Annotated in this window: 26 protein-coding genes and 1 riboswitch; of the genes, 13 read left to right on the top strand and 13 right to left on the bottom strand. The window is 55.4% G+C overall.

Annotation, left to right across the window (positions count from 1 at the left end; all coding sequences use genetic code 11):
- Positions 1-60: 60 nt before the first annotated feature.
- Positions 61-534: a ferric iron uptake transcriptional regulator gene (gene fur / locus ACFSX3_RS11250; protein WP_036729146.1), complete on the bottom strand. Its 474-nt coding sequence runs from the start codon at positions 532-534 to the stop codon at positions 61-63.
- 252 nt (positions 535-786) lie between these two features.
- Between fur and ACFSX3_RS11245 the strand changes: the two genes are divergently transcribed.
- From ACFSX3_RS11245 to ACFSX3_RS11225, 5 genes are all read left to right on the top strand, one after another.
- Positions 787-1362, top strand: a complete 576-nt coding sequence (locus ACFSX3_RS11245) for a hypothetical protein (RefSeq protein ID WP_209985751.1) — start codon at positions 787-789, stop codon at positions 1360-1362.
- 114 nt (positions 1363-1476) lie between these two features.
- Entirely contained in the window at positions 1477-2151 is a 675-nt protein-coding gene (locus tag ACFSX3_RS11240) for an S-layer homology domain-containing protein (RefSeq protein WP_209985749.1), read from the top strand.
- A gap of 175 nt (positions 2152-2326) precedes the next feature.
- On the top strand, positions 2327-2674 hold the full coding sequence (locus ACFSX3_RS11235; RefSeq protein ID WP_209985745.1) for an RNA polymerase sigma factor: 348 nt from the start codon (positions 2327-2329) through the stop codon (positions 2672-2674).
- The gene (locus ACFSX3_RS11230) at positions 2595-2759 is read left to right on the top strand and encodes an RNA polymerase sigma factor (RefSeq protein ID WP_379256670.1); all 165 of its coding nucleotides are present in this window, start codon (positions 2595-2597) and stop codon (positions 2757-2759) included. Before ACFSX3_RS11235 ends, ACFSX3_RS11230 begins: the two co-directional genes overlap by 80 nt.
- A complete protein-coding gene (locus ACFSX3_RS11225; protein ID WP_209985739.1) occupies positions 2743-3390 on the top strand; it encodes a hypothetical protein in 648 nt (215 codons plus the stop codon). The genes ACFSX3_RS11230 and ACFSX3_RS11225 overlap by 17 nt, the downstream gene beginning before the upstream one ends.
- Before the next feature lie 398 nt (positions 3391-3788).
- Here the strand turns inward: ACFSX3_RS11225 and ACFSX3_RS11220 are convergent, their stop codons facing one another.
- From ACFSX3_RS11220 to ACFSX3_RS11205, 4 genes are all read right to left on the bottom strand, one after another.
- Positions 3789-4538 carry an amino acid ABC transporter ATP-binding protein gene (locus ACFSX3_RS11220; RefSeq protein ID WP_209985737.1) on the bottom strand — a complete coding sequence of 250 codons (750 nt, stop codon included), beginning with the start codon at positions 4536-4538 and terminating at the stop codon, positions 3789-3791.
- An 18-nt stretch (positions 4539-4556) separates the two neighbouring features.
- On the bottom strand, positions 4557-5225 hold the full coding sequence (locus ACFSX3_RS11215) for an amino acid ABC transporter permease (protein ID WP_209986391.1): 669 nt from the start codon (positions 5223-5225) through the stop codon (positions 4557-4559).
- The gene (locus tag ACFSX3_RS11210; RefSeq protein ID WP_209985732.1) at positions 5225-6079 is read right to left on the bottom strand and encodes an amino acid ABC transporter substrate-binding protein; all 855 of its coding nucleotides are present in this window, start codon (positions 6077-6079) and stop codon (positions 5225-5227) included. The genes ACFSX3_RS11215 and ACFSX3_RS11210 overlap by 1 nt, the downstream gene beginning before the upstream one ends.
- 262 nt (positions 6080-6341) lie before the next feature.
- Entirely contained in the window at positions 6342-7862 is a 1521-nt protein-coding gene (locus ACFSX3_RS11205) for a DHA2 family efflux MFS transporter permease subunit (protein WP_209985730.1), read from the bottom strand.
- 150 nt (positions 7863-8012) lie between these two features.
- Here ACFSX3_RS11205 and ACFSX3_RS11200 point away from each other — a divergent pair, with 150 nt between their 5' ends.
- From ACFSX3_RS11200 to thiE, 7 genes are all read left to right on the top strand, one after another.
- Positions 8013-8669, top strand: coding sequence for a TetR/AcrR family transcriptional regulator (locus tag ACFSX3_RS11200; protein WP_209985727.1), 657 nt, complete (start codon positions 8013-8015; stop codon positions 8667-8669).
- 66 nt (positions 8670-8735) lie between these two features.
- Positions 8736-8838: riboswitch (TPP riboswitch) on the top strand.
- A 130-nt stretch (positions 8839-8968) separates the two neighbouring features.
- Positions 8969-9739: an ABC transporter ATP-binding protein gene (locus tag ACFSX3_RS11195; RefSeq protein ID WP_209985724.1), complete on the top strand. Its 771-nt coding sequence runs from the start codon at positions 8969-8971 to the stop codon at positions 9737-9739.
- A complete protein-coding gene (locus ACFSX3_RS11190; protein WP_209985721.1) occupies positions 9720-10496 on the top strand; it encodes an ABC transporter permease in 777 nt (258 codons plus the stop codon). The genes ACFSX3_RS11195 and ACFSX3_RS11190 overlap by 20 nt, the downstream gene beginning before the upstream one ends.
- Entirely contained in the window at positions 10493-11572 is a 1080-nt protein-coding gene (locus ACFSX3_RS11185) for an ABC transporter substrate-binding protein (protein ID WP_379256672.1), read from the top strand. Before ACFSX3_RS11190 ends, ACFSX3_RS11185 begins: the two co-directional genes overlap by 4 nt.
- 18 nt (positions 11573-11590) lie before the next feature.
- Positions 11591-12394, top strand: a complete 804-nt coding sequence (gene thiM, locus ACFSX3_RS11180) for a hydroxyethylthiazole kinase (protein ID WP_379258798.1) — start codon at positions 11591-11593, stop codon at positions 12392-12394.
- A 27-nt stretch (positions 12395-12421) separates the two neighbouring features.
- Positions 12422-13249, top strand: coding sequence for a bifunctional hydroxymethylpyrimidine kinase/phosphomethylpyrimidine kinase (gene thiD, locus ACFSX3_RS11175; RefSeq protein WP_209985714.1), 828 nt, complete (start codon positions 12422-12424; stop codon positions 13247-13249).
- Complete coding sequence (gene thiE, locus ACFSX3_RS11170) at positions 13246-13911, top strand: thiamine phosphate synthase (protein ID WP_209985711.1); 666 nt, start codon at positions 13246-13248, stop codon at positions 13909-13911. Before thiD ends, thiE begins: the two co-directional genes overlap by 4 nt.
- 408 nt (positions 13912-14319) lie before the next feature.
- Here thiE and ACFSX3_RS11165 read toward each other — a convergent pair whose 3' ends face one another.
- Positions 14320-14880, bottom strand: coding sequence for a GNAT family N-acetyltransferase (locus tag ACFSX3_RS11165; protein ID WP_209985707.1), 561 nt, complete (start codon positions 14878-14880; stop codon positions 14320-14322).
- A 198-nt stretch (positions 14881-15078) separates the two neighbouring features.
- Here ACFSX3_RS11165 and ACFSX3_RS11160 point away from each other — a divergent pair, with 198 nt between their 5' ends.
- On the top strand, positions 15079-16887 hold the full coding sequence (locus ACFSX3_RS11160; protein WP_209985705.1) for an ABC transporter ATP-binding protein: 1809 nt from the start codon (positions 15079-15081) through the stop codon (positions 16885-16887).
- A 93-nt stretch (positions 16888-16980) separates the two neighbouring features.
- Here ACFSX3_RS11160 and ACFSX3_RS11155 read toward each other — a convergent pair whose 3' ends face one another.
- The 7 genes from ACFSX3_RS11155 to ACFSX3_RS11125 form a co-directional block, all read right to left on the bottom strand.
- The gene (locus tag ACFSX3_RS11155) at positions 16981-17919 is read right to left on the bottom strand and encodes a hypothetical protein (RefSeq protein ID WP_209985703.1); all 939 of its coding nucleotides are present in this window, start codon (positions 17917-17919) and stop codon (positions 16981-16983) included.
- A gap of 97 nt (positions 17920-18016) precedes the next feature.
- Positions 18017-18712, bottom strand: a complete 696-nt coding sequence (locus ACFSX3_RS11150) for a pseudouridine synthase (protein WP_209985700.1) — start codon at positions 18710-18712, stop codon at positions 18017-18019.
- Between the two features lie 115 nt (positions 18713-18827).
- Complete coding sequence (locus ACFSX3_RS11145) at positions 18828-19028, bottom strand: DUF3934 family protein (RefSeq protein WP_209986386.1); 201 nt, start codon at positions 19026-19028, stop codon at positions 18828-18830.
- Between the two features lie 147 nt (positions 19029-19175).
- Entirely contained in the window at positions 19176-20261 is a 1086-nt protein-coding gene (gene asd / locus ACFSX3_RS11140; RefSeq protein ID WP_209985698.1) for an aspartate-semialdehyde dehydrogenase, read from the bottom strand.
- 124 nt (positions 20262-20385) lie between these two features.
- A complete protein-coding gene (locus ACFSX3_RS11135; protein ID WP_209985695.1) occupies positions 20386-21615 on the bottom strand; it encodes a VWA domain-containing protein in 1230 nt (409 codons plus the stop codon).
- Entirely contained in the window at positions 21616-23961 is a 2346-nt protein-coding gene (locus ACFSX3_RS11130; RefSeq protein WP_209985692.1) for a DUF5682 family protein, read from the bottom strand.
- Complete coding sequence (locus tag ACFSX3_RS11125) at positions 23958-25061, bottom strand: AAA family ATPase (protein WP_209985689.1); 1104 nt, start codon at positions 25059-25061, stop codon at positions 23958-23960. The genes ACFSX3_RS11130 and ACFSX3_RS11125 overlap by 4 nt, the downstream gene beginning before the upstream one ends.
- Positions 25062-25098 lie beyond the last annotated feature (37 nt).

Here is a 25098-nt window from a genome sequence, read left to right as displayed (position 1 = left end):
TTTGCAAGAAGGCGCAGGCTGAACTTCAGCCTTGCGCCTTCTGTGCGTTGCAGATGTAGCTTATGAGACGGCGCGGCAGTCCTTGTCGCCCTTGCAGCCGTTCTTTTGACAGCTATTATAGGTGCCTTTGAAATCCAGACGGTGATCGGTCACACTGAAGCCGTATTCACGGGCTACCCGCGCCTCCAGCTCCACCAGCCAATCATCCTTGATCTCCTCCAGCTTACCGCATACATTGCAGATCAGGTGATGATGCATATGCACATGATCGTCGTCGCGCAGATCATAACGGGCGACGCCGTCGCCGAAATTCATTTTTTGCACAATATGAAGTTCACACAGCAGCTCCAAGGTACGGTAGACCGTCGCCAGCCCCAAATGCGGGTAACTGCGCTTGACCAGCATATATACCTCTTCCACGCTTAGATGATCCTTCTCATTATCCAGCAGCACTCTCACTATCGCCTCACGCTGTGGTGTAAGCTTATAATTATGAGCCGCAAACTGCTGGCTGATATTTGCCACTCGGTTCACCCGGGTTCCCACCTTTCCGGAAGTAGAACAATTCCTGCAGAATAATTAGTAATCGTTACGATATAAGCATAACAAACTTGCCCGTCAAAGAAAAGTCCTGACACCAGTATAACATCACTTGCTCACAATAGCCCCCCTCTGCCGCTCCACGCATAGATAATATTTCTGCCGAAACCGTGGTTGCCCATTCCGAATTGTGCGCAATTCCCATACTCTATATAAACTAATCTCTTAAAAGTGAGGATGATCCGGATGGCGAAAGTACAACCTAAGCAGACGCAGCGGCTTGTAACAGCCCGTGTACTGCGCAGCGTAGCTGCGGCCATGCTGCCGTTCTACCGGAAAATTGCCGGAAACCGCAGTTATGCCAGGCAATGGACAACCGCTATTGTCACTGCCGACCTGGACCTGATGGGCAGCTTGCTCCACAGTATCCCCGCACTTGCTGACGCGGAGAATTACGGAACGAACGGGATCGGTTATTTCATCTCTTTCCCTTTTCCGCTGCCGGTTGCCTTCTATACCAATGGCACGACGATTCCGCCGGGAACCGCCCAGTTCACCTTCAATACAGACGCCCACCGCTGCATAGCGCGTTCCATCATCCCGTTGTACCGCGAGCTTGCGGTTAACCGGAGCTTCGCGGAAGCTATGGCTGCCGCCATCCGGCGTAAGGATACCCGGGCGGTAAGGATCATGGTGCGCAGGCTGGTGAAGACCAAGTCACTGAAATCCGTTACGATTGAAGAAAGCGGAATCGCTCTGCTGTTCAAAACCAGGTTCAGCAAGTACCCTTACCGCAATCTTTTATTTCAGGAAGTGATGTAGCTTACCGGTCCCGCAGATCGGGATTGATACGCTTGCAACCTTTTCTGATCTCACTTCGTTAGAGGAGTTGATACAGGCCAAACGGCCCAACCCTATAATAGAGGTGGAATTCAAATGACAATGAAAAAATACACTATCGCAGCTTTAACCGCAGCCACCCTTCTCTCCTTCTCGCTCGGCGGGCAGATGTTTGCAGCAGGCAGCAGTTTCAAGGATATCGGCAGTATAAGCGGCAAGGATCAAATCAATGCACTAAAGGAAAAGGGCCTCATTAAAGGGATCTCGGATACCCAGTTTCTTCCCGGAGCAATAGTATCCACTGCACAAGGTGTACAGTTCATCTCCGGCGGTCTCCAGCTTAGCCTGGCGGCAATTGATTTCAATAAGGCTCCCCAGGCAAGTGCGCTCTTCTCCAAAGTAAAGGATAATGCCTGGTACGCAGAAGCCTTCATCAATGCGCACTATAATGGTGTAAATATCCCCGCCAATATCGATTCGGCCAAGCCGATTTCCAAAGAGCTGTATACCAGTATGCTGGTTCAAGCCGTAGAAAAGGCCGGCAACCTGCCGATGATTAACCTCGTCCCGGTTGAACTTGCAGATGCAGACGCGCTGGACCCTTCCTACCAGGGCAGCATTCAGCGGGCCCTGAAATACAAGATCACTACCCTCGATGCCAGCGGTAAGTTCAATCCGAAAAGCACCATTACCCGCGCTGAAGCAGCAGTTATGCTGTATAACACGCTGGACTATCTGAAGTCCGTTAGCGATGGCGGCACACAGAAGTAAAGGAAGGTTGGATTCGTTCATACCGCTTTATCCGCGTATGATAGATAAAAGGCTGTCCCGGAAGCCGTTACGGCTAGGGGGCAGCCTTGTTTTTTTGACAGGAAATACGTAGGCTTATTGTGAAGTGAAACATTCTCCGCTTACCATACGTGTTAGGAGTGAATGGAGGCGAATAATGGGGAACAACGACAACCTTTTGAATGAACCTGACAACTTAACAACTACTGTCAACCAGTATGCCGATATGATACTTCGCTTGGCACTGGCTCATCTCGGTAATTTGGCGGATGCTCAGGATGTGTGCCAAGAGGTATACATCAAGTATTTCAAGCACCAACGTATCTTTAACAACCCGGAGCATGAGAAAGCATGGTTTATAAGAGTAACAATTAATACGTGCAGGGACGTCATCCGCAGCCCGTGGCGGAAATGGTTCTCCCCCTATGAAGAAGTCCCTCTTCCTAATGGACCGGCTGAAGGGCTACAAAACAGCAGAAATTGCGCAGCTCCTGAGCATCAATGAGAATACGGTCCGCACACAGCTTAAACGGGCCAAAGCCCTTCTGAAGACGAAGATAATGGAGGAGTGGGATGATGATGAAGCATAAATATGTGCAGGGGATGAACGAAATCAAAGCAGACGAGGCACTCAAACAAACTATAATCCGCAGAGTCACGAATAATTCCGGTACGCCAAAGACCTCAGCTTGGACATTTCGCAGAAAAATTATGACCACTGTACTCTCCTGTGTGATTATACTCTTAATCGCCATCTGGGGACCGCTCCTTGAAAACAGCGGCGATCCAGCTAACCCTTCTCCCGTTTACAGCGGGTTCATGGTGACAGCTTATGCAGCTGACGGCGCCCCGGTAGCGGTACAACCCGATGTCGAATTTCCGCTGGGCAAGTATTCTATGTTCATGAGCAGTGTGCCGGGCTTTCCCTTAACCCTTGTTGCTGAAGGTGCCGACAGGATTGAGCTGCAAGCCTCCGAAGGAGAACTGCTCCTATGGAATCCGGCCGATTCCAAGATACTCCCACAGCGGCAAGCTGCCGCAGTTCAATCAGGTGACACAATCTACTGGAGTCCCATAGCAGACGGCTCTTCCCAACCCGCAGCCACGGACGGCATTCTGGAAGTTACCGCTTACCGTGACAATCACAAACTGGGCAGCACACTGATCCAGATTCATACGCAGGATCACATGTTCTACTCAGGCAAATTAGTTTATAAATGAGGAAATATCAACGAGTGAGCTCTGATGAGGACCCCCTTTTTTTATTGTATTTGTAATGGAGTATAAATTACGGCGACGCTTTGGAGCACGCTCCGCTGTTTAAGAGGGGGAGTTACAAACACAGATTCAAGTGCACTTCTGCTCTTCATTTACGTTCGCCGCCCACCTCCGGTAAGTTCAGGTGAACTACACGTAGATTCCCATGAACAAAATCATCCTAACGGATGAATAAGATTACCTTCGCGCGAAAACAATGTATGCTGTTTTTCACATACATTCGGTCCATATGCTGCTGTACAACTTATCCGCAATAGACAGTAACTATAATTTCCTACAAAACAATAAAAAAGAAGACCAGGACTCCCCTCCCGGTCTGCCTTAATATACTACGTCCGCAATCACTCTTCCCCGCTCAACCGGTTAAGGAATTGGAGGGCGCGCGGGTTCTTCGTCTGCTCCAGTACCTGCTGGGGGGTTCCCTGCTCCAAAATAACTCCGTTGTCCATCAGGATGATCCGGTCGGCCACATCGGCCGCGAATTTCATCTCATGGGTGACGATGACCATTGTCATTCCTTCCCGGGCCAGCTGCTTGATGACCTTCAGCACCTCGCCGACCAGCTCAGGGTCAAGCGCCGAGGTCGGCTCATCGAACAGCAGCACCTCCGGCGTGGCCGCCATGGCGCGGGCTATTGCTACGCGCTGCTGCTGGCCGCCGGACAGCTGATGCGGATACGCATCTGCCTTGTCTGCCAGACCCACCTTGTCCAAGAGTGCCAGCGCCTTGCTGCGCGCTTCCTCCTTGGAACGCTTTTGCACCGTGATCTGTCCCTCCATGACATTGCCGATCGCCGTCATATGCGGGAACAGATTATAAGACTGGAACACCATTCCTGTCTGCTGGCGCAGGGACAGTACGGTACGCTGTGGAATTTTGGCGCCCGGGGTGAAATCCAGCTTAATCGTGTTCAGCGTAAGACTGCCCTTGTCGGGGGTCTCCAGCAGGTTGAAGCAGCGCAGCAGCGTGGTTTTGCCGGAGCCGGAAGGTCCGATAATGACCATCACCTGTCCGTGTTCAACGGTGAGATCCACACCTTTCAGCACCGCAAGCGGGCCGAAGGACTTATGTAAATCGCGTATTTCAATCATGCGTGTGCCTCCTTAACCTTAACTGGCCGAATACCGGTCCAGCCGCTTCTCCAAGTAATTCTGCAGCGCCGACAATACGGAACAGAACAGCAGATAGAACAGCGCCGCTTCGCAATATAACAGCAGGGGTTCATAGGATGTCGCCACAATCTGCTGGGCTTTTCTGAAAATCTCGACATAAGTAATACTGGCCGCAAGCGAAGTATCCTTGACCAGGCTAATAAAAGAATTCGATAACGGCGGAACCGACACGCGGGCAGCTTGAGGCAATATCACCCGGCGCAGAGCCTGCTTCCGGCTCATCCCCACGGAGAACGCGGCTTCCCACTGGCCTTTATGAATAGACAGAATAGCAGCCCGGACAATCTCCGAAGAATAGGCCCCGACACTGAGCGTGAACCCGATGACAGCGGCGATGAACGGATCAAGCACAATCCCGGCGGCGGGTAGTCCATAGAAAATAATAAACAGCTGCACCAGCAGCGGCGTTCCCCGGATCACCCAGACATAGAAACGGGCGATCAGCCTTGGAAGCCTGAAGGAGGACAGCCGGGCAAGTGCAGTAATCACCGCCAGCAGCAGCCCCAGAATAAAGGATACCCCCGCAAGCGGAAGGGTAAAAGCCACCCCGGCTTTAAACAGAGGCAGCAGTGAATCGAGAAATATTTGTATTTGGCGGTCATCCATCATTTCGATACGTCAGCGCCAAAATACTTCTCGGAGATCTTAAGGTAGGTTCCGTCGCTCTTCATAGCGGTCAGCGCTTCGTTCACAGCCTGCACCAGCTCGTCATTCCCTTTCAGGAAGACTGCGGCACTATGCGAGCCTTCGGCAATCTCATCCACCTTCTTGATCTTGATATCCGGCTTCTGCTTCTTCAGATCTAGGAAGGACAAGCCGTCATTCACGGTAGCATCGATCCGGCCGGAGGTCAGCAGATCAATCGCCTGATTGAAGCCCTCGGTAGATACGATCTCCGCACCGTTGTCTGTGGCGATTTTGCCGAGGTTGCTGGTGAGGGACTGGCCGGCCTTTTTACCCTTCAGATCAGCGAAGGTCTTGATATCCTGATTATCCTCGGGGACGATCAGCACAGCCTTGGAGACAATATACGGATCGGAGAAATCATATTTCACTTTACGCTCATCGGTGATCGAGACTTCATTGAAGATCACATCGAAGCGCTTAGCATCCATCCCGGCAAAAATCCCGTCCCATTGCGTCTCAATGAACTCCGGCTTCACACCGAGGCGCTTGGTCACTTCTTCGGCGATCTCGACATCGAAGCCCGTCAGCTTGCCGTCCGCATCATGGAAGGTGAACGGTGCGTAGGTTCCTTCGGTTCCGATGCGCAGCTTGCCGCTGGCTTTGACGGCCTCCAGGCTGTTCTGCTCCCCTGAAGCTGCACCCTCTGTAGCCGCAGCCGTGGGTTCCGCCGGAGTATTGCCGCCCGTTGCTGTCTTGTCAGTATTGTTGGTTCCGCAAGCCGCAGCCGTGACCATGGTCAGGAGCAGCATAATAGTTAGACTTAGTTTTTTCATTCGATGAATCCCCTCTCGTATCTTCTCTTTAGGCACCGTATTTACCGGCAAAATGTATCGTAACACCGGGGTGTTACCTGCGTCAACAACTTTTTCCGATTATATTCATCGGATTTGTGTTGTATTGATTTTCCTTAGCTTAGCTTGCCCCAATTTCTGCTCCTGCATCAGGATATCCAGAAGAGAAATCAACACAAAAAGCGATCCTCCGGCAAAAGGAGAATCGCTGCTCTTTGGCAACATAAGCTCTATATGGGCATTACTATACGTGCATGATTTCCGGCGTTGCCTGTTCCTTAGAATGTTCAGTTCCAGAATGGCGGCCCCGGCGCAGCAGCAGTCCAAGGACCGCACCGCCAAGCGCGACAAACATCATAATGTGGAACGTGTCCGCGAAGCCCTGCGATAATACGGTTTGCTTAGCCAGCAGCAACGCTTGCTGTGAAGCGCCTGTGGTACTTTTCCCGGCAGCAGCTGCCGCTTCCTGCATCTCTAAACCGCGCGCGGTTGTTCTTGCAGTCAGAATCGTCACCAGAGTCGAGACGGCCAGCGAAGTAATTACCTGCTGCATCGAGTTCGTGAGCGAGGTTACCCGGTTCACCAGATGGCTTGGCGCCTTGTTGAGCAGATGCGTGTTCATCGGCATCATCATCATGCCCATTCCAGCCCCGCACATGATCAGCGGGAGGATCAGGTCACGGCTCTGCGTGGTAAGATCGACATGAGAATACTGGAATAACGCGCCGGAGACCAGACTGAGACCGCAGACCACGAGCCAGCGCACACCGATCCGGTCGAACAGGATCCCGGCAATCGGCATCATCAGCCCGGAAGCGATCGCTTGCGGCAGCAGCGTCAGACCGGTATCAAATGCGCCGAAGCCGCGGGCCTGCTGCAGAAATTGCGGGAGCAGGAATAACGCGCCGTATAAGCCGAACTGGGCAATCCACTGCACGATGATTCCTGTCGTGAAATCAACGGATTTCAGAATCCGCAGCTCCAGCAGCGGTGTCTTGGAGCGCAGTTCAGCGATGACAAAAGCGATCAGCGCCACAACGCCCAGCAGCAGCCCGATCAGTGTTTTCTCAGAGGTCCAGCTCTGCGCGCCCTGGCTAACCCCGTAGGTTAACGAAGCAAAAGCCAGCGGTCCAAGAACCATACCGAGCTTATCCATGCCAGGCACGCTATTCTTCGCCGCATTCGGCAGCTTGCGCAGTCCAATCAGCACCGCAATGATGCCAATCGGAATATTAATGAGGAAGATCCAGCGCCAGGAATGGTATTCAACCAGCCAGCCCGACAATACCGGACCAATAGCCGGTGCGAACAGGACGGGAATGCCCATAATGCCCATGACAACGCCAACTTTGCTTTTGGGAGCCAGTCTGTACACATAGGCCATCCCGACAGGGAGCACACAGCCGCCGCCCAGTCCCTGAATGACCCGGAAAACAATCAGCCATTCGGCGCTGCTTGGTGTAGCGCACAGAATCGAGCCTATCGTGAACACAATTACCGCCGTCAGGAATACCGTCTTGGCTCCGAACCGGTCTGACAGCCAGCCTGACAGCGGAATAACGGAAGCCTGAGCCAGCATATATCCGGTAACTACCCACTGCAGCGTATGCAGATCCGTCTTGAAATCAACCACCAGCCTGGACAAGGCTACATTCATCGCCGTACTGTCCAGCACAACCATAAATACTCCTGCAATAATGGCCAGCAAGGGAACCAGAATACTGGACAGCCGGAAATCGGCTTCCTGCTTCAAGGTCTGATCCATATCTCTTCTCCTCCTCAGCTGTCCGCGTTCTACATTGACCTGCGGGCAGATTGTTCTATATAATGAGTGAACGGACAACTGTCCGTAAGTGCAATTCATAGTCTACGGACAATTGTCCGTTGTGTCAATTCTTTTCTGAAAGGGGTTCTCATGAAAAAGCCAGACACCGATGCTGCACGGTTCCCGCCGTCAGCTCCGCAACCCATAGCCTCCGCTCCGCCCGAGTCCGCCGATCCTTATGTACAGCGGATTCTTGAAGCTGCCCGCCAGTTGTTCACCGAGAGCGGACTTGAGGCGGTCAGCATGTACAGCATTGCCAAGCGGGCAGGCATAGGGCAAGGCTCCCTGTACCGCCGTTTCACGGACAAGGGTGAGATCTGTTCTGCACTGCTGAAGGGCAGCGCAGATCAATTCCTGTCCGGGCTGGAGCAGCAGGTCGCTGCCAGTGCCGGTGAAGCCCCGGCTCTTGCTCAGCTGCAGAGCAGCATTGAGCAGATTGCCGATTTCATTGAGCAGTATGCCGAGCTGCTGAATATGATCAAAGCCGAGTTCACCGGCAAGAAGCAGCTGACTCAGTTTGAGCATCCTTTTTTCCAGCGGCTGGGGGTGATGATGACAGAGCTGCTGCAGCGCGCCGCGGCGGGCGGTGAGCTGATTGACATCGATCCGGCCTTTGCGGCCACAGCCTTAATCTCTGTCCTCAGTCCCGATCTGTACCTGTATGAGCAGAAGCGGCACCACGCCTCCAAGCTGGACATCTCCAGGGGCATCGTCACTTTGTTCGTGACCGGTCTGGCTAAGCGCTGACCGCCTGCTCTTTACAAGAGGGAGATTTGTGGTATATTAAGTAGCAATTACGAATTCAATAGCAACATTATTCACTAGGGGAGTCGGCCGACTGAGACGGAGCTTAAGCTTCGGACCCTTTGAACCTGATCTGGATCATACCAGCGGAGGGAAGTGGAGCAGAATGTAACAGTGGTACCCGTCACAGGGCCGCAGCTGACTGTACCTTCCGCCCCATTCATTGCCTCCGGGAATGAATGGGGCTTTTTTGTGCTCCGCGCAGTATGTATTTCAATCCGAGGAGGCTCGTACATAGTCTTATGATCAACATTAGCAATCTGTCCTATGCCTTCGGGACCGGTTCGTCCCGGACCCCCGTATTCTCAGGGCTATCCATGACTGTGCAGCGCGGCGAATTCATTTCTATTGTAGGCGGGAGCGGATGCGGCAAAAGCACTTTGTTCAAAATCATCGCCGGTCTGCTGGAGCCGGGCAGCGGCAGGATTACGCTGAACGGAGCCGAGTCCGCTACAGCAGCGAAGAGGCTGGGCAGTGTGGCCTACATGCCGCAGCAGGATCTCCTCCTGCCTTGGCGCACCGTATTGGACAATTGTCTGCTGCCCTGGGAGCTTAAGCGCAGCCGTCCCAAAGCAGCCGCTATTGCCGAGATCCGCACCCTGCTGCACCGTTTCGGCCTTGACGGAACTGAAGGGGCTTATCCGCAGGAGCTGTCCGGCGGGATGCGCCAGCGCGTGGCGGTCCTCCGCACCGTGGCGGCCGGGAATGACCTGCTGCTGCTCGATGAGCCGTTCGGGGCGCTCGATGCCATTACGAAGCGCTCGCTGCAGCGTTGGCTGCTGGAGTTATGGGCGGAGCTGGACAAGACGGTGCTGTTCATCACCCATGATCTGGAGGAGGCGCTCCTGCTCAGTGACAGAATCTATCTAATGACTGGCAGAGAGGGCAGCGGGATGCAGGAATTCTCAGCCGGTCTCCCCCGTCCGCGCCATCACAGTCTGAACTATCAACCGCAGTTCGCCGCCCTGCGCCAGGAATTGGAGCTGAAGCTATATGAGAACCGCCGCTCCTAGAAGATTGCTCCAGCATTACGGTCCGGCGGCCCTGCTCGCCCTGCTGACGCTTGCGGTCTGGGAGACTGTAGCACGGCTGGGCCTGGTTCCTCCCTTCATCCTTCCGGCTCCGTCCGCCATCTGCAAGGCCTTGCTGGAGGAACGCCGCTTGTTATTCGGGGTGCATTTGCCTGCTACCCTGCTTGAAGTACTCACAGGCTTCGCACTATCTGTGGTCTGCGGCAGTCTGCTGGGAATCGCCATGCACCTGTTCAGTCCGCTGGCCAAGGCGCTGTACCCGCTGCTGATTATCAGCCAGACGGTTCCGCTGATCGCCCTCTCTCCCCTGTTCATCATGTGGTTCGGCTACACCCTATGGAGCAAGGTCGCCGTTGTCTTCCTGACTGCTTTCTTCCCGGTAGTCATTGGTACCTATGACGGGTTGTCCAAAAACACGGATGCCTACCGGGACCTGCTGCTGACGTACGGCGCGAACCGCTGGCAGATTCTCGGAAAGGTGGGCGTTCCGCTGGCTTTGCCCTCTTTTTTCTCCGGACTGAAGCTGTCGGCTGTGTACTGTGTGATTGGTGCAACGATCGGGGAATGGCTTGGGGGCAGCCAGGGGCTGGGCTATTTCAGCCGTAGAATGGCCGGGAATCTGCAGAGCGCCAAGATGTTCGCCGCTGTTGTCTTGTTATCCGTACTCGGTATTCTGCTGTTTCTGGCAGTCGCCGCGCTGGAGAAGATTATTCTGAAGAAAAGAGGACGTTATTCATGACTACTATCCGCTATACCCGTTATCTGCATCATGCAATTTCAAGACCAGCCATGCTGCTGTCCGCTCTGCTACTCTGTATGCTGCCTATCCTGGCAGGCTGCACCAATACGAATAGTCCGGCGGCCTCCGGCTCCCCGGCTGGTACTACCGCAACCTCTGAGGCTGGGACTAAGAGTGCCGCCCAAAAGCTGACGATTATGCTCGACTGGTATCCCAATGCAGTCCACTCCTTTTTGTATGCGGCACAGGCTGAAGGTTATTTTGCTGAGGAAGGTCTGGAGGTTGAGATTCAGATGCCGGCCGATACCAATGATGCGCTGAAGCTTGTTGCTGCGGGGAAGGTGGATCTCGCACTCAGTTATCAGCCGCAGGTATTGATGGCACGGGGGGAGCAGATTCCGGTCAAGTCGATCGCTGCGCTGGTGCGCCACCCGCTGAATCATCTCATGGTAGCCGCAGACAGCGGCATTAACCGCCCGGGAGAGCTGTCTGGCAAGCAGGCCGGGTATTCCTCCGTCCCGTTATATGAAGCCATGCTGAACACGATGGTCAAGAGCGACGGCGGGGACCCATCCTCCCTCAAGCTGGTGGATGTCGGCTATGAGCTGATCCCTGCTCTCTCCACCGGACGGGTGGATGGCATTATGGGCGGGTTCATTAACCATGAGCAGCTGATTCTGGAGCAGCAAGATCATCCGGTGCGCTCCTTCAATCCCGTGGATTACGGGGTCCCGGATTATTATGAGCTGGTGCTGGTCGCCAGTGAGCAGGGACTGCAGGATTCACAGGGCTTTTATCACAAATTCGTGGAAGCCATACGACAAGGCCAGCAGTATGTAACCGGTCACCCGGATGAAGCGCTGAAGCTGCTGCTTGCTCATCAGGAGGACACCGCACCGCTGGATGAAGCGATTGAACAGCGCAGTCTGGAGATCCTGCTGCCTCTGATGGATGCCGGTTCCCAGCCCTTCGGCTATCAGGACAGCGCTTCATGGGAGAAGGTGAACCAGTGGCTGAGCAAGAACGGCCTGCTGGCTGCGAAAGTGGATGTTAAGAATGCTTTTATTAATTTTTAAATTATACCTACAGGAGGAATTCATATGTCTTATCTGTCCAAAGTACGCCAAGCGAACCCGCTGGTGCATAATATCACGAATATCGTAGTCGCTAACTTCACAGCGAACGGGCTGCTGGCTCTGGGAGCCTCGCCGTTCATGGCCGATGCCATCGAAGAAGTAGCGGATGTCGCCGCCATGTCGGGAGCGGTTGTGCTGAACATCGGCACACTTAATGAAGCCGCCATCGCTTCCATGATCGAGGCCGGGAAGGCTGCGAACCTCCACCATGTGCCGCTCGTGCTTGATCCCGTTGGAGCCGGGGCTACCGCCTACCGCACGGACGTTACGGCCAAGCTGCTCAGTGAGCTTCAGCTTACTGCGCTGCGCGGCAATGTGGCCGAGGTTGCCAATGTGGCCGGGGAGAGCTGGGCCAGCAAAGGCGTAGATGCCGGAGCAGGCGAAGGCGATGTAGTCGCTCTAGCCAATAAGGCGGCACTGAAGCTGAACTGTGTCGTGATTATCACCGGCAGGGAAGACATCATTACAGACGGCAAACGCACTTATATCGCCAGCAACGGCCACTCCATCCTGACCCGGGTGACCGGAACCGGCTGCCTGCTCAGTGCTGTGGTGGGCGCATTTCTCGCCGTAAGCGGCGGGGAGGTACTTGAGGCTGCTGCTGAAGCCCTCTCTTTCTACGGTATGGCAGCAGAGCTTGCTGCTGAAGCGGCTGAAGCCCAAGGTCCCGGCAGCTTCCAGACCTTGTTCCTGAATCAATTGTCGCTGGTGACCCCGGAGCAATACAGCAGCCGTTCAAGGCTGAAGCTGCTCGAAGCCTAAATGGCACATCCCAAAGGAGAGAACAAGATGACTAGCATACGCAAAGCGTTGACCATTGCCGGCTCCGACAGCGGCGGCGGGGCCGGGATTCAGGCGGATTTGAAGACTTTTCAGGAGCTGGGAGTGTACGGCATGTCTGCACTTACTGCACTCACCGCCCAGAACACACTTGGTGTCCAGGGAGTCTATCCGATGGAGCCGGAGACCGTTGCAGCCCAGCTGGATTCGATCGGCAGTGATCTGCCGCCGGATGCCATTAAGACCGGTATGTTGTTCAGCAGTGACATTATCCGCGTGGTGGCCAGTAAAGTGCAGCAGTACGGCTGGCAGCAGAAGCTGGTGATCGATCCGGTCATGGTCGCCAAGGGCGGCTCACAGCTGTTGCTCCAAGAGGCAGTACAGGCGTTGATTACAAGCCTGCTTCCTCTCTCACTTGCCATCACCCCCAATCTTCCTGAAGCAGAGATGCTGACAGGTATGAAGATTGAGGGCCGGGAAGACCGGGAACAGGCGGCAAGACTGCTTCATCAGATGGGACCCGAGTACATTATCTTGAAAGGCGGACATGACTCCTCAGGAGATGAGGCGGTAGATCTGCTCTATGACGGACGGGAATTCCAGTATATGTCCAGCCCGCGGATTGCGACGAAGCATACTCACGGAACCGGCTGTACCTTCTCGGCTGCGGTGACGGCAGGTCTTGCGCTGGGCCATTCCATGCCTGAAGCCGTCCTTACCGCCAAGGCCTTCATTCAAGCGGCAATTGAGGATAGTCTGAACATCGGGGCCGGGCAGGGACCGACGAATCATTTTGCTTATGGGAACCGGATGAGATCAAGGGGGATACTGCTATGACACGGATAGATAGCGAGGACATGCGCAGACTGCTGAAGCTGTACTTCATTATGGGCAGTGTGAACTGCCGCCTCTCGCCGGAGGATACTTTAACCGCTGCTACCGATGGGGGTATCACTCTGTTCCAGTTCCGGGAAAAAGGTCTCTCTGCGCTCAAAGGCGCCGCACTGCTCCAGCTTGGAGGGCAGCTCAGGGAAATCTGCCGGAATAGCGGCATCAAGTTCATCGTAAATGATGATCTGGAGCTTGCTGCCGCGCTTGATGCGGACGGGATACATGTCGGCCAGGATGATCTTCCGGCCCGCTTGATCCGTCAGCGACTTGGTGAGCATAAGATCATCGGAGTCTCCGCGCATAATCTGACGGAAGCCCGGCAGGCCATCGCGGATGGAGCCGATTATCTCGGAGTCGGACCTGTCTATCCTACTACGTCCAAGGATGATGCCCAGGCCGTCCGGGGAACTACTGTCATTGAAGAGCTAAGACGAAGCGGCCTGAGCATTCCCGTAGTGGGAATCGGCGGCATCACCCTGGAGAATGCCCCGCCAGTCATCCGGGCGGGTGCAGATGGTCTCTCCATCATCTCGGCCATTGCCGGAGCTGAGGATATACGCGAGACTGCGCGGAGATTCGCGCAGCTCGTCACTGCTCCTTCTTCATAATTTCAAACCAGGCACGCTGCGGGTGGAACGATGTTGGTGGAGCAATGCTGGTGCCTCATGCCACGCATAGACCATACCCGACTTGTCCATCCGCCCGTTTTCTGGTGACATATAGCGTTTACCATGAGCAGCATTGGGAGTCTCTTTCGATTGTGTTCGGTTTTCCGATTACATTCGGCCTACGTGGCGCGTCCAGTCCAATTGTATTCGGTTTTTCGATTACATTCGGCTGACATGGCGCGCCCAGTCCCATTGTGTTCGGTTTTCCGATTACATTCGGCCTACGTGGCGCGCCCAGTCCAAGTGTGTTCGGTTTTTCGATTACATTCGTCCTACGCGGCGCGCCCAGTCCAATTGTGTTCGGTTTTCCGCATACATTCGGCCTTTGTCCGCCGAGATCCGAGATCATTAATCTTCTGCGCTATCCCCGCGTAATCTGCCCATAACAATAGTAGAATAGAATTGTCCGTCTGCCAGCCGCTTATCTCTGCGCAGGACACCCTCGACCTCGAAGCCCAGGCTCTCATAGAGCCGGATCGCCTTGTCATTCCTCTCCAGAACCTTCAAGCTCAGCTTCTCCAGGCTGATGGCATCCGCCCAGGCAATAGACTGCTCCAGCAGGCTCCGGCCGATGCCGTATCCCCAGAACTCCTGCAGCACTCCGACTCCGAATTCGGCCTGATGGGCCAGTCTGCGGAGCGGACTTCCTTCACATCTGGCGAAGCCCGCCAGCCTGTCCTGAATCTCGGCAACCAGGAACAGGTTCGTGCCGCTGGCCGTATCCGCCGCTATAAGCGACCGGAAGCCCTCCGGGCCGATGAATCCTTCCCCCTGAACCCGGTCTAAATTCTCCGTCTCCCCGTCGATCTTCAGCCTCAGCGCGGACAACTGCAGGGCATCTTGCGGTGAGGCGGATCTCACCGTGTAGCGGAGCCCTTTATTTTCATATCCCTGTGCAACAATAATCATTCTGCTTCTCTCCTCCCAAGCTTAAGGCAGCAATCGCGTTCTCCGGTTCATGCCAGCCTATCCAGTTTAGCATTTACATCCGTAAAATCCAGGCGTATAATGCCCATGACAGACATGTTTCAGGATTATTTTTACATATATAGTATCCCTAAAATTTGAGCAAAGCTGGTGACCCTTTTGTCAAGAGGCTTCAGAGGCATGGGACCCGGAGGAGGCTTCGGGCCTGGCAAATTAAAGTTCGATGAGGAGGAGGCGAAGCCGGAGATATCCAAAGCGCTGCTATTACGCATCGTCAAATATTTCGTGCCGTACTGGAAGCAGACGCTGCTGGTGATGTCCGTGCTGTGCATATCCGCAGTGCTGGGGCTGCTCCCTCCCCTCCTGATTCAGCAGATCATTGACCGGGCGCTCCCGGACAAGAATCTGCAGCTGCTCTTCCTGCTTGTTGCCGCCTCACTGGCTACAACGGTTGTGTCAGGACTGCTGGGCGTGCTGCAGAATTATTTGAACTCTTTTATCTCCCAGAATATTGTCCATGATATGAAAAACCAGATGTACCGCCATCTGCAGAGCATGCCGCTGCAGTTCTACTCAGGCGTCAAGCAAGGCGAGGTCATCACCCGGATGACCAGTGACATTGCCGGAATTCAGGGTGTCTTCAACAGCACGATCGTCAATTGTGCCAGCAATCTGTTCATTCTGATCTCCACGGCAGCAACCTTGTTCATCATGAACTGGAAACTTGCACTGCTAGGCCTCCTGGTCATCCCCTTATTCATCGTGCCGACCCGCAAAATGGGCAATGTCCGCTGGAAGCTGGCCAAAGAGACACAGGAGAAGATCTCGGAGCAGAATCAGATCATTGAGGAGACGCTCAGCCTCAGCGGGTACATGCTTATGAAGCTGTTCACCAGAGAGGACAGCGCGCTGGCAAGTTTCCGGACCGTAAATGCCCAGGCGACACGGCTGCAAATCCGCGAATCGATGGCCGGCCGCTGGTTTATGCTGGTCCTTACCACCTTCACCAGTATCGGGCCGATGCTGATTTATCTGTACGGAGGCTATTTATTCATCCAGGGAGAGCTGAGCATCGGAGCGATTATCACCTTTGTGGCACTGCTGAGCAGATTGTATATTCCGGTTATGCAGATGACCAATCTCTATGTGGATGTGAACCGTTCAGTGGCGCTGTTTGAACGGATTTTTGACTACTTCGATATGGACCCGCTGATTGTGGATGCTACGCTGGCTCTTTCAAGCCGCGTAGAGGGACAAGATATCGTCTTCGAGCAGGTGAATTTCGCCTACGCCCCGGACAAGCCTGCACTAAGCGGGATCTCCTTCACGGCAGCCGCCGGATCACTCACAGCCCTGGTCGGACCCAGCGGAGCAGGCAAAACCACTATCACCAACCTGATTCCCCGGCTTTATGAGCTGGATTCAGGCGTGATCCGTATCGGCGGTAAGGACATCCGTGAGTTCACGCTGCATTCGCTTCGCTCGCAGATTGGCCTCGTCACCCAGGACACGTACCTGTTCAACGGGACGATCCGCGAGAATCTGCTCTATGCTAACGCCGAAGCCACGGAAGCCGAGCTGACGGCCGCCTGCGAAGCCGCTTATATTCATGATTTCATTCTGAAGCTGCCTGAGGGCTACAATACGGTCGTCGGCAACCGGGGCATTAAGCTGTCCGGCGGTGAAAAGCAGCGGATGTCCATCGCGCGCGTGCTGCTCAAGAATCCGCCCATCATCATCATGGACGAGGCCACCTCGTCGCTGGACACGGTATCGGAATATTACATCCAGCAAGCCATGCATGAACTGCTGCGGGGCAAGACCAGCATGGTTATCGCCCACCGTCTTTCTACGATCATGGCAGCCGACAATATTCTGGTTGTTCAGGACGGCAGGATTGTAGAGTCGGGGCAGCACGCCTCCCTGCTGGCAGAGAATGGCGTATACCGGGATTTGTACAACAAGCAGTTTCAGCGGGAAGGTTCATAAGTCAATAGGCGCGGTCGCATATAAAAAGGGATTCCCGGAGCAGCATCACCTGCCCTGAGAATCCCTTCTCTTCTTGTCCGCGATCACTCCGGCTTATCGCGTTGTACGCAGCGGCTTCAGCTTGTCCATCCAGCCGCTGATTTGTTCTGCCGTCTCCGTGCTGCGCAGCAGCCGTTGGTATTCGTCCACATAGCCGCCGTCACCGGCAAGCTGTCCGGCCCACTCATGGAACTCTTCGAACCGCGTCAGTGCGACACTGCGCCGCCCGAGAATCAGGTAGGCATTCAGCAGCTGCTCTAACGTCTGCTCGGACGGATTGTTTTTATACTCCTGCTCACTGAGCTGAAGCTGATCGACCGCATATCGCTTGGTTAGCAGCTTATCCGGCACATAATTCGTCCCTTCCAGCTGGTAGATGCCCATAAGCGCCGGACCTAGAGGGGATTGCCCCGGATAAGGACTGGCCAGCAGATCCTCGCTCCCGTCCTGATCCACATCCTCATAATTCACGCTGAACAGATCGTTAACCGTTACCTGCATCGTTCCGTCAATCTCTTCGACTACAATAGACGCGTACGCAGGACGGTTGTCCATCAGACTGAACAAGAAGGTATTCCGGTTGTTCTGCACAATCGCTTCGGCCCAGAGCTGCTCCTCCTCATTCCAAATGTCGCCGCCTTCCAGGGTAAGCCCGGCCTTCTTGCTGTCAAAGACCATTTTGCCCTCCTTGACGATGGCGAACTGTGTATAGCTGAACTCTCCCTTGTTCCAGTAATATACCTTAAAAATCTGCCCGTTCAACTGCACCGCATCCATATGTACGAAGCCCGAGTACTCATCCGCTATTTCAGGGGACACTTCCGCGAGCGCTGCAGCAGCCGCGTCTTCCTCCTGATGCCCTCCAGGTACTGCTGAGAGATCCGCTGCCGGGGAAGCGGCTGGCGCTGCGGACGGATCTGCTGATCCGCCATCCCCTGTTCTTGAGCAACCCGCTATGATTGCTAAGGCTATTAATAAGCTTATAATCCGCATGTGATCCTCCTAAATGTCGTGTCGTGGCAGCAAGACTTCCTATATGCCCATCGCAGAGCCCGCTTCGGAAGCCTGTACCTTAGTATGTGAATTGCGGTTAACCATCCAGTTGTGCGTGGAGCTCCACCAGTTCTTCCTCCGTTAGCCGTCTCCACTGCCCTTGCGGAAGACCGCTGAGCGTGATGTGCATAATCCGTACCCGCTCCAGGCGGAGCACACGGTAGCCCAGCGCCTTGCACATCCGGCGGATCTGGAGATTCAGCCCCTGGGTCAGAATAATCATGAACTCCTTGTCCGAGATCCGCCGGGTGAGGCATGGCTTGGTCCGGGTCTCCAGAATATCTACACCCGCTGACATCTCCGCCAAAAAGTCTTCCGTGACCGGCTTGTCCACGCTCACCCGGTACTCCTTCTCATGACTATGCTCAGACCGCATCATCCGGTTGACAATCGACCCGTCATTGGTCAGGAGAATCAGCCCTTCCGAGTGCTTATCCAGTCTGCCGACAGCAAAAATCCGGGAGGGATAGTTGATATAATCTACTATATTCCCTATCACGTGCCGGGCGGCAGTACAGGTAATGCCTACCGGCTTGTTCAGCGCCAGATAGACCCGCTCCTCCCGGTCTGGAGTCACAGTAATTCCGTCTACAGCCACCGCATCTCCAGGCTCCACACTTGCTCCAGGCGCACAGACCTTCCCGTTAATCGTGATCCTTCCGTCGGCAATCAGCCGGTTCGTCTCTCTGCGCGGATAGACACCGGTCTCACTGATATATTTATTAATTCTCATGAAGTGCCCGCTTTCAGGTCCTACATATGAAAGAACACCTGATTCACATACAAATCAGATGTTGCTCCAACCTATAACCCTTATATTTGGTAATTATCAATGGGCAGATGTCCGCTTATTTAGCGCCTCCGGTTTTGTTGCTGCTGCTGCCGCTGCCGCTCTTAGCTGGCTTGACTGGTTTGGCCCCTTTGGTGCCTGGGGTTCCGGGAGGGCCGCTTTTGGCCGGCTTCACGGGTTTTGCCGTCTTATTCCAACGGGTCCAGCCCTTGCTGCCTGTTCCTCTGCCTGTGCCGCCGCCTTTACTTTTTGCCACAATATCACTCCGTCAATATTCAGTTTTCGTCGTACATTACTCTATCTTACCATTATTTCGGGCGGATTGTCAGGTCCAACTGCAAACAGCCTGCGCGGAGAGCCTCCGGCAGGCTGCGTAACGGGTATCCATCCAAGAGCATAGAGATGCTTATTTGGGCTGAATGTATCCTTCGGCCTTAAGCAATTCAGCGATCAATACCGCACCGCCGGCAGCGCCTCTTACCGTGTTGTGGGACAGGCTGACGAATTTGTAATCGTACAGTGAATCCTCGCGCAGACGTCCTGCGGAGATGCCCATGCCGTTCTCAATGTCACGGTCCAGACGGGTCTGCGGACGGTTCTCTTCCTCAAAATACGTGATGAACTGCTTAGGCGCGCTCGGCAGACCGAGCTGCTGCGGACGCCCTTGGAAGCTGTTCCACCGTTCCAGAATCTCTTCACGGGAAGGCTTTTGTTCAAAGGAGGCAAAGACAGCCGCCATATGGCCGTCAGCAACAGGCACACGAATACACTGTGTGGTGATTACCGGCTGCGTGCTTGGGACAATCCCCTCACTGGTTACCTTACCCCAGATCCGCAGCGGCTCCTGCTCGCTCTTCTCTTCTTCTCCGCCGATGTAAGGAATCACGTTATCCACCATATCCGGCCAGTCCGTAAAGGTCTTACCTGCACCTGAAATCGCCTGATAAGTGGTTACAACCACCTTGGAGGGCTTGAACTCATGAAGCGCATTCAGGGTAGGCATATAACTCTGAATGGAACAGTTAGGTTTCACGGCGATGAAGCCGGTCTCTGTCCCCAGACGCTTGCGCTGCTGGGCGATGACCTCCAGATGCTCCGGGTTGATCTCGGGAATCACCATCGGAACATCCGGTGTCCAGCGGTGTGCCGAGTTGTTGGAAATCACCGGAGTTCCGGTACGCGCATAAGCCTCTTCCAGCGCCTTGATCTCTTCCTTCTTCATATCTACGGCGCAGAAGATCAGATCCACATCCGCAGCCACTTCCTCCACCTTGGAGGCGTCTTGAACCATGATGCCTTTGACGGCTTCGGGCATAGGAGTGGACAGCTTCCATCTGCCTTGAACAGACTCCTCATAGGACTTGCCGGCTGAATTCACGCTCGCCGCAATCGCTGTTACCTGAAACCATGGATGATTCTCCAAAAGTGCAATGAAACGCTGGCCGACCATACCGGTACCGCCAACAATACCCGCTCTGAGCTTCCTCGACATAATGAAATTCATTTCCTTTCAAGCAGCGCCTAGCGAAAGGTGCTTTTTAATAACCGATTATAAAGGATAGCGGCATGTTACACAATATGTGATTCTAAAGTAAGTGTTTCCTCTTCTCATAAAATTACCGTGTCATCCCGAGCCGCTTCGCCAGCTCACCCAGCTCCTGGCCCTTCAGCGCCCCCTCCACCAGGACAGGCAGCAGTGCCGGAGTACAGGCGAAGCAAGGCGTTCCATCACGGGCGAGCTGGGCGGCCAGCCGTTCATCATAGGAAGGCTTACCTTCATCGGAGAGGGCCAAGAGCGTCATGGTCCGCACTCCAGATTCCCGCAGCTCGCGCATCCGCCGGACCAGCCCGGCCTGATTGCCGTTCTCATACAGGTCCGATACGATAATGAACAATGTCTTCTTCGGCTCTTCGATGAACTGCTCGCAATACTTCACCGACTTATGGATATCCGTGCCGCCTCCGAGCTGGATGCCGAAGAGCATGTCAACAGGATCATTCGCACATTGCTCCGTCAAGTCTACCACCTCGGTGTCAAAAGCAACGACACGCGTGTCCAGCGCCGGGATACTGGCGAAGATCGAGCCGATCACCGACGCCCAGATCACAGAGCTGGCCATCGAGCCGCTCTGATCAATATCCACAATGACCGTCCATTCCTTGCTGCGGCGGGCCCGGTCGAAATAGAAGAAGCGCTCAGGGATAATCATCCGCCGCTCCGCATCGTAGTGCTTCAGATTACGCTCGATCGTCCGTTTCCAGTCCAGCCCGCTGAGTGAAGGCAGCGGAGAATGCTGCCGCTTGTTAAGCGCTCCGGTAACCGCACGGCGGATATCGGTCTCCAGCAGCTTGACCAGCTCATCCACAAGCGCCTGGACGAGCATTCTTGCGGTATCTTTGGTTTTCTCCGGGATTTTGCCCTTGAGTGCCAGCAATGTACCGACCAGCTGGATATCCGGTTTCACCGCCGCCAACAGCTCCGGCTCGAAGAGCAGCTGCTTCCAGCCTTTGCGCTCCATCGCATCGGTCTGAATGACCGAGACCACATCCTCCGGGAAGAAATTACGCACATCCCCGAGCCACTTGGACAGGTTAATCGCGGCATGTCCCGAGCCTGCACCTCTGCCCTTCGATCCGGCAGCGGCACCCCCGTCTGCCTTGCCTGCGCCTGTCTCATTATAGATAGCAGCCAGCGCTGCATCCATAATCAGCTCTTCCTCACTTAGCGTCCGGCCGCTCCCTTGGCCGTATCCGGGCAAAGCCGCTTCCGCTTCCTGCCCCAGAATCAGCCGCCAGCGTGTAAGGGCGCTGTTCTGGTCATCATGCTTCAGCTCTTCATCACCCATCTACAGATCCCCGAAGTCAAAATCATTCAGATCATCCAGCATTTTGGCTTCCTCCTCCTTCAGTTCTCCTGTCAGAATCTCGGCAGCCTGCTCTGTGTTCACGCCCCACAGCTCGCCCAGCAGCTCGGCGATCATCATCTTCTCACGCGGGGAGAAGGTACTGAACGCCCGGCGCAGGAAGACCAGAGCACGCTTGAATTCCTCATCCTCCAAGGCGTTGATATAATCATTTAACTGTTCCCACAGGCTCATCCGCGACAGCAGTCCATAACGGTTACGCATGGACAGCCCTTCGAACCAGCCTGCCCCGAGGTCCGCCGGTATCCCTGGAGACAAGCGGCGCGACACCTCCGCCGCAACCTCCCCGGCAGGGATGGCTCCACGCTCCATCAGGATCGCACAGGCGAAGCCCGACAGCCGCGGGTTGCGGTCATCCCGCTGTGCCAGCTGTAGCAGCTCCTGCAGCCACAGAGCGGTATCTGCAATCTCGCTATGCTCCAGCGAGATGTTGTTCAGGTCATTCATCGCGCCGATCATCAGCGCCGCCGCTTCATCATTGCAGCCGCTGGCATCTAGCAGGAACAGGCAGCCCCGGCGGAACAACTCCTCCAGCAGCGGTATGAACGGGGCCGTATCCACCTTGCGGATGTCGCCATAGCCGATGATCTTGGCCAGCTCTCTGGCGGCCGTAGCAATCGAAACGACATCGCGGCTGTCTACCGCAAGCCGCTGCAGCACGCGGCTGCTCTCCTCCATCTGCGTGGTCATGGCGCATTCGCAAGCGGTGACGATCAGCGCGGATGCCCCGGTGATCGAACCGCATTCCAGCAGCTTCTCGCGTAGCACGTAGGCTGCCGCCACCTCAATAGTCTCCCCCAGCAGGGTGGACTCCACGATCTCAATCTCCACCTCCGGGGCCCACTGGAGTATCCAGTGCTCCGCCCAGGTCGCCCCGGACTGGCCGCTTGGCACATTGCGGGCGAAGTGGATGCCGAGCAGTTCCAGCCGGTGGAACAACACAGAGCGGTGCAGATCAAGATAAGCCGCTTCGCTGCTTGACACCCGGCGGTTCTCGCGCAGATCCAGCGCCAGGTCGCTGGCTACAGTCGATCTGTATTTCTCCAGCTTGTAGCGCTTCAGCAGCCGGTTTAAGTCATCCTGAATCGGCGTCTGGCTGACGCCATCGGCCAGCCTTCCGATGTTCGTACCGACATCGATCCGGGCCAGCGAATCGGCGATAACGGCCAGATCGCCGTGACCGAGCAAGGTCTGCGCCGCATCGCGCAGATCACGGAGCGTAGGAGCGCTTCCGCCGTGCAGTGCGGCCAGCGACTCTGCCAGCCGCACCGCTTCGATCACTTCGGCCGTGGAGCGGTGTGTCCCTGCGCCGCGTACCTGCCGGGCTACAGAGGACAGGTAGAGATGGGGCAGCCCCTCAGAACGGCCGGAGGCCATCAGCTCCCACATCATCTGGAAGTAGTGCGGAGCCGCGTTGCCCGCGCCGTAGCCTGACATGGTGGAGAGCTTATAGTAGGAATAAGGCATCAGCGTCAGCTTGGTAGAGCGTGTAGGCAGTAACGCCAGCTCCGCATCGCTCATCCCCTCCGAGGGATCGGCTAGCGCAGCGGCATGGTATGCACCGCAGATCACGACAATTTTCTCCGGCAGATGTCCTTCGTCAATCTTGAGCTGAATCCGCCGCCGCATATAAGACTCGCGCAACGCGTTATACGCATATTCCCGCGGCTGCTCTGCGCGCTCCGCGGCCTCCGACAGCTCACGCATCTGGGCAGAGAAGGCCAGTATCGCGGCGCGGTAGGCACCGCTGCTGGCGTTATGCTCGTAATTACGCTCCCAGTACATATCATAGTCATGCTCACCGGCAAGCCGGGCAATCCGGCTGTATACCGACTCCGGCTCGTGGATCTCCTCTTCTGCCGGCTCCCCCTGCTCGTCAGCCACAGGCTGCAGCTCCGGGCGGCCGCCGGCATCCTGCCGCAACGCATCCTGTAGCCCAAGGGTTACAGAGGAAGGCAGATCGATGAACTCTGCCTCCGCTCCATGCTCCTGTGCCCATTTCATCCCCTGATATTCCGGGGAATACACAGCGAACGGCCAGAGTACCGTCCGCACGGGCAGATCCTCGGTGAAGGCCAGAATAGCCACCGGAGGCTTCGTAACCGCATGGGTTAAATGACGGATCTCTCCGCTTGCATCACTTGGCCCCTCAATCAGAACGGCGGTCGGCTGCAGCTCGTTCAAGTATTCCAGGACATGCCTGGCACCGCCCGGAGACAGATGCCGGACCCCGAAGACATGAACGCCGGCAACCGCTGCCCTGCTCACTCGTTCATCTCCTTGCAGGCTTGATAGAGTCCGCGCCAGTCCACTCCTTTTTTCTTCATTACATTATCCAGATATTCCTTCCAGACCAGCTTATCCTTGTCGTCATCCTTAACGATCGCCCCTTGGAGTCCCGCTGCCAGATCCCGATCGGTCAGTTCTCCGCTGCCGAAGCTGGCCGCCAGTGCCATGCTGTTCGTCAGCAGCGAGATCGCTTCTGCGGTCGAGATCACACCGGCTGGAGTCTTGACCTTCTCCTTCTTGTCGAGGGTCATGCCGCTGCGCAGCTCGCGGAAGATCGTAACCACCTTCAGCAGCGCTTCATCCGCCGGAACGGCAGCCTGAAGCTCATACGAGGAGGCAATCTCAGCGACACGCTTCTTCACGATAGACAGCTCCGTCTCCAGATCCGACGGTGCAGGCAGCACAATGATATTGAACCGCCGCTTCAGGGCTGCGGACATCTCATTGACTCCACGGTCCCGGGTATTAGCGGTGGCAATAATCGAGAAGCCTTTGCGGGCACTGGTCTCCTTGCCGAGCTCCGGCACGGAGATCGTCTTCTCCGACAGAATCGAAATCAGCGCATCCTGCACCTCAGAGGCACAGCGGGAGATTTCTTCAAACCGGGCAATACCGCCGTCCTCCATCGCCCGCATAATCGGGCTCTTGACCAGCGCCTCCGGCGTTGGACCGTTCGCCAGGAGCATGGCATAGTTCCAGGAATAGCGCACATGCTCTTCGCTTGTTCCCGCCGTCCCTTGCACAACCATGCCTGAGTTGCCGTAGATCGCCGCCGCCAGATTCTCGGATAGCCAGGATTTCGCCGTGCCCGGCTCCCCGATCAGAAGCAGCGCCCGGTCGGTAACCAGCGTGGCAACCGCCATCTCGATCAGCCGGGTGTTCCCGATATATTTCGGGGTAATTACGGTCTTGCCCGCCTTGCCGCCAGCGATGAAGGTCAGGACGGAGCGCGGTGACATCTGCCAGCCGGCAGGAATACGTCCAGTGTCCTCCCTGCGCAGAGCCTCCAGCTCCTCCTGGTATAGGATTTCGGCCGGCAGACGCATGTAATCCTGAAGCTGATCTTGTTCGGTTGACATGTACACCTCTCCTTAGATACAACGTTTTTGTGAAAAG

It is taken from the genome of Paenibacillus rhizoplanae (assembly GCF_042684125.1).
In the GTDB taxonomy this organism is placed as follows: Bacteria; Bacillota; Bacilli; order Paenibacillales; family Paenibacillaceae; genus Paenibacillus_AQ; species Paenibacillus_AQ rhizoplanae.
Note: the sequence above shows the minus strand (reverse complement) of the source record. Positions and strands in the feature narration are given on the sequence as shown.

What these genes read in the sequence shown, in the direction of transcription:
- ACFSX3_RS11235 (WP_209985745.1), top strand. Translation starts at nt 2,327, where the DNA reads ATGGGGAACAACGACAACCTTTTGAATGAACCTGACAACTTAACAACT.
- ACFSX3_RS11225 (WP_209985739.1), top strand. Translation starts at nt 2,743, where the DNA reads ATGATGATGAAGCATAAATATGTGCAGGGGATGAACGAAATCAAAGCA.
- ACFSX3_RS11215 (WP_209986391.1), bottom strand. Translation starts at nt 5,225, where the DNA reads ATGGATGACCGCCAAATACAAATATTTCTCGATTCACTGCTGCCTCTG.
- ACFSX3_RS11230 (WP_379256670.1), top strand. Translation starts at nt 2,595, where the DNA reads ATGAAGAAGTCCCTCTTCCTAATGGACCGGCTGAAGGGCTACAAAACA.
- ACFSX3_RS11135 (WP_209985695.1), bottom strand. Translation starts at nt 21,615, where the DNA reads ATGGGTGATGAAGAGCTGAAGCATGATGACCAGAACAGCGCCCTTACA.
- ACFSX3_RS11190 (WP_209985721.1), top strand. Translation starts at nt 9,720, where the DNA reads ATGAGAACCGCCGCTCCTAGAAGATTGCTCCAGCATTACGGTCCGGCG.
- thiD (WP_209985714.1), top strand. Translation starts at nt 12,422, where the DNA reads ATGACTAGCATACGCAAAGCGTTGACCATTGCCGGCTCCGACAGCGGC.
- ACFSX3_RS11200 (WP_209985727.1), top strand. Translation starts at nt 8,013, where the DNA reads ATGAAAAAGCCAGACACCGATGCTGCACGGTTCCCGCCGTCAGCTCCG.
- ACFSX3_RS11165 (WP_209985707.1), bottom strand. Translation starts at nt 14,880, where the DNA reads ATGATTATTGTTGCACAGGGATATGAAAATAAAGGGCTCCGCTACACG.
- asd (WP_209985698.1), bottom strand. Translation starts at nt 20,261, where the DNA reads ATGTCGAGGAAGCTCAGAGCGGGTATTGTTGGCGGTACCGGTATGGTC.
- ACFSX3_RS11155 (WP_209985703.1), bottom strand. Translation starts at nt 17,919, where the DNA reads ATGCGGATTATAAGCTTATTAATAGCCTTAGCAATCATAGCGGGTTGC.
- ACFSX3_RS11220 (WP_209985737.1), bottom strand. Translation starts at nt 4,538, where the DNA reads ATGATTGAAATACGCGATTTACATAAGTCCTTCGGCCCGCTTGCGGTG.
- ACFSX3_RS11185 (WP_379256672.1), top strand. Translation starts at nt 10,493, where the DNA reads ATGACTACTATCCGCTATACCCGTTATCTGCATCATGCAATTTCAAGA.
- ACFSX3_RS11240 (WP_209985749.1), top strand. Translation starts at nt 1,477, where the DNA reads ATGACAATGAAAAAATACACTATCGCAGCTTTAACCGCAGCCACCCTT.
- ACFSX3_RS11160 (WP_209985705.1), top strand. Translation starts at nt 15,079, where the DNA reads ATGGGACCCGGAGGAGGCTTCGGGCCTGGCAAATTAAAGTTCGATGAG.
- ACFSX3_RS11205 (WP_209985730.1), bottom strand. Translation starts at nt 7,862, where the DNA reads ATGGATCAGACCTTGAAGCAGGAAGCCGATTTCCGGCTGTCCAGTATT.
- ACFSX3_RS11210 (WP_209985732.1), bottom strand. Translation starts at nt 6,079, where the DNA reads ATGAAAAAACTAAGTCTAACTATTATGCTGCTCCTGACCATGGTCACG.
- ACFSX3_RS11245 (WP_209985751.1), top strand. Translation starts at nt 787, where the DNA reads ATGGCGAAAGTACAACCTAAGCAGACGCAGCGGCTTGTAACAGCCCGT.
- ACFSX3_RS11195 (WP_209985724.1), top strand. Translation starts at nt 8,969, where the DNA reads ATGATCAACATTAGCAATCTGTCCTATGCCTTCGGGACCGGTTCGTCC.
- thiE (WP_209985711.1), top strand. Translation starts at nt 13,246, where the DNA reads ATGACACGGATAGATAGCGAGGACATGCGCAGACTGCTGAAGCTGTAC.
- ACFSX3_RS11125 (WP_209985689.1), bottom strand. Translation starts at nt 25,061, where the DNA reads ATGTCAACCGAACAAGATCAGCTTCAGGATTACATGCGTCTGCCGGCC.
- ACFSX3_RS11150 (WP_209985700.1), bottom strand. Translation starts at nt 18,712, where the DNA reads ATGAGAATTAATAAATATATCAGTGAGACCGGTGTCTATCCGCGCAGA.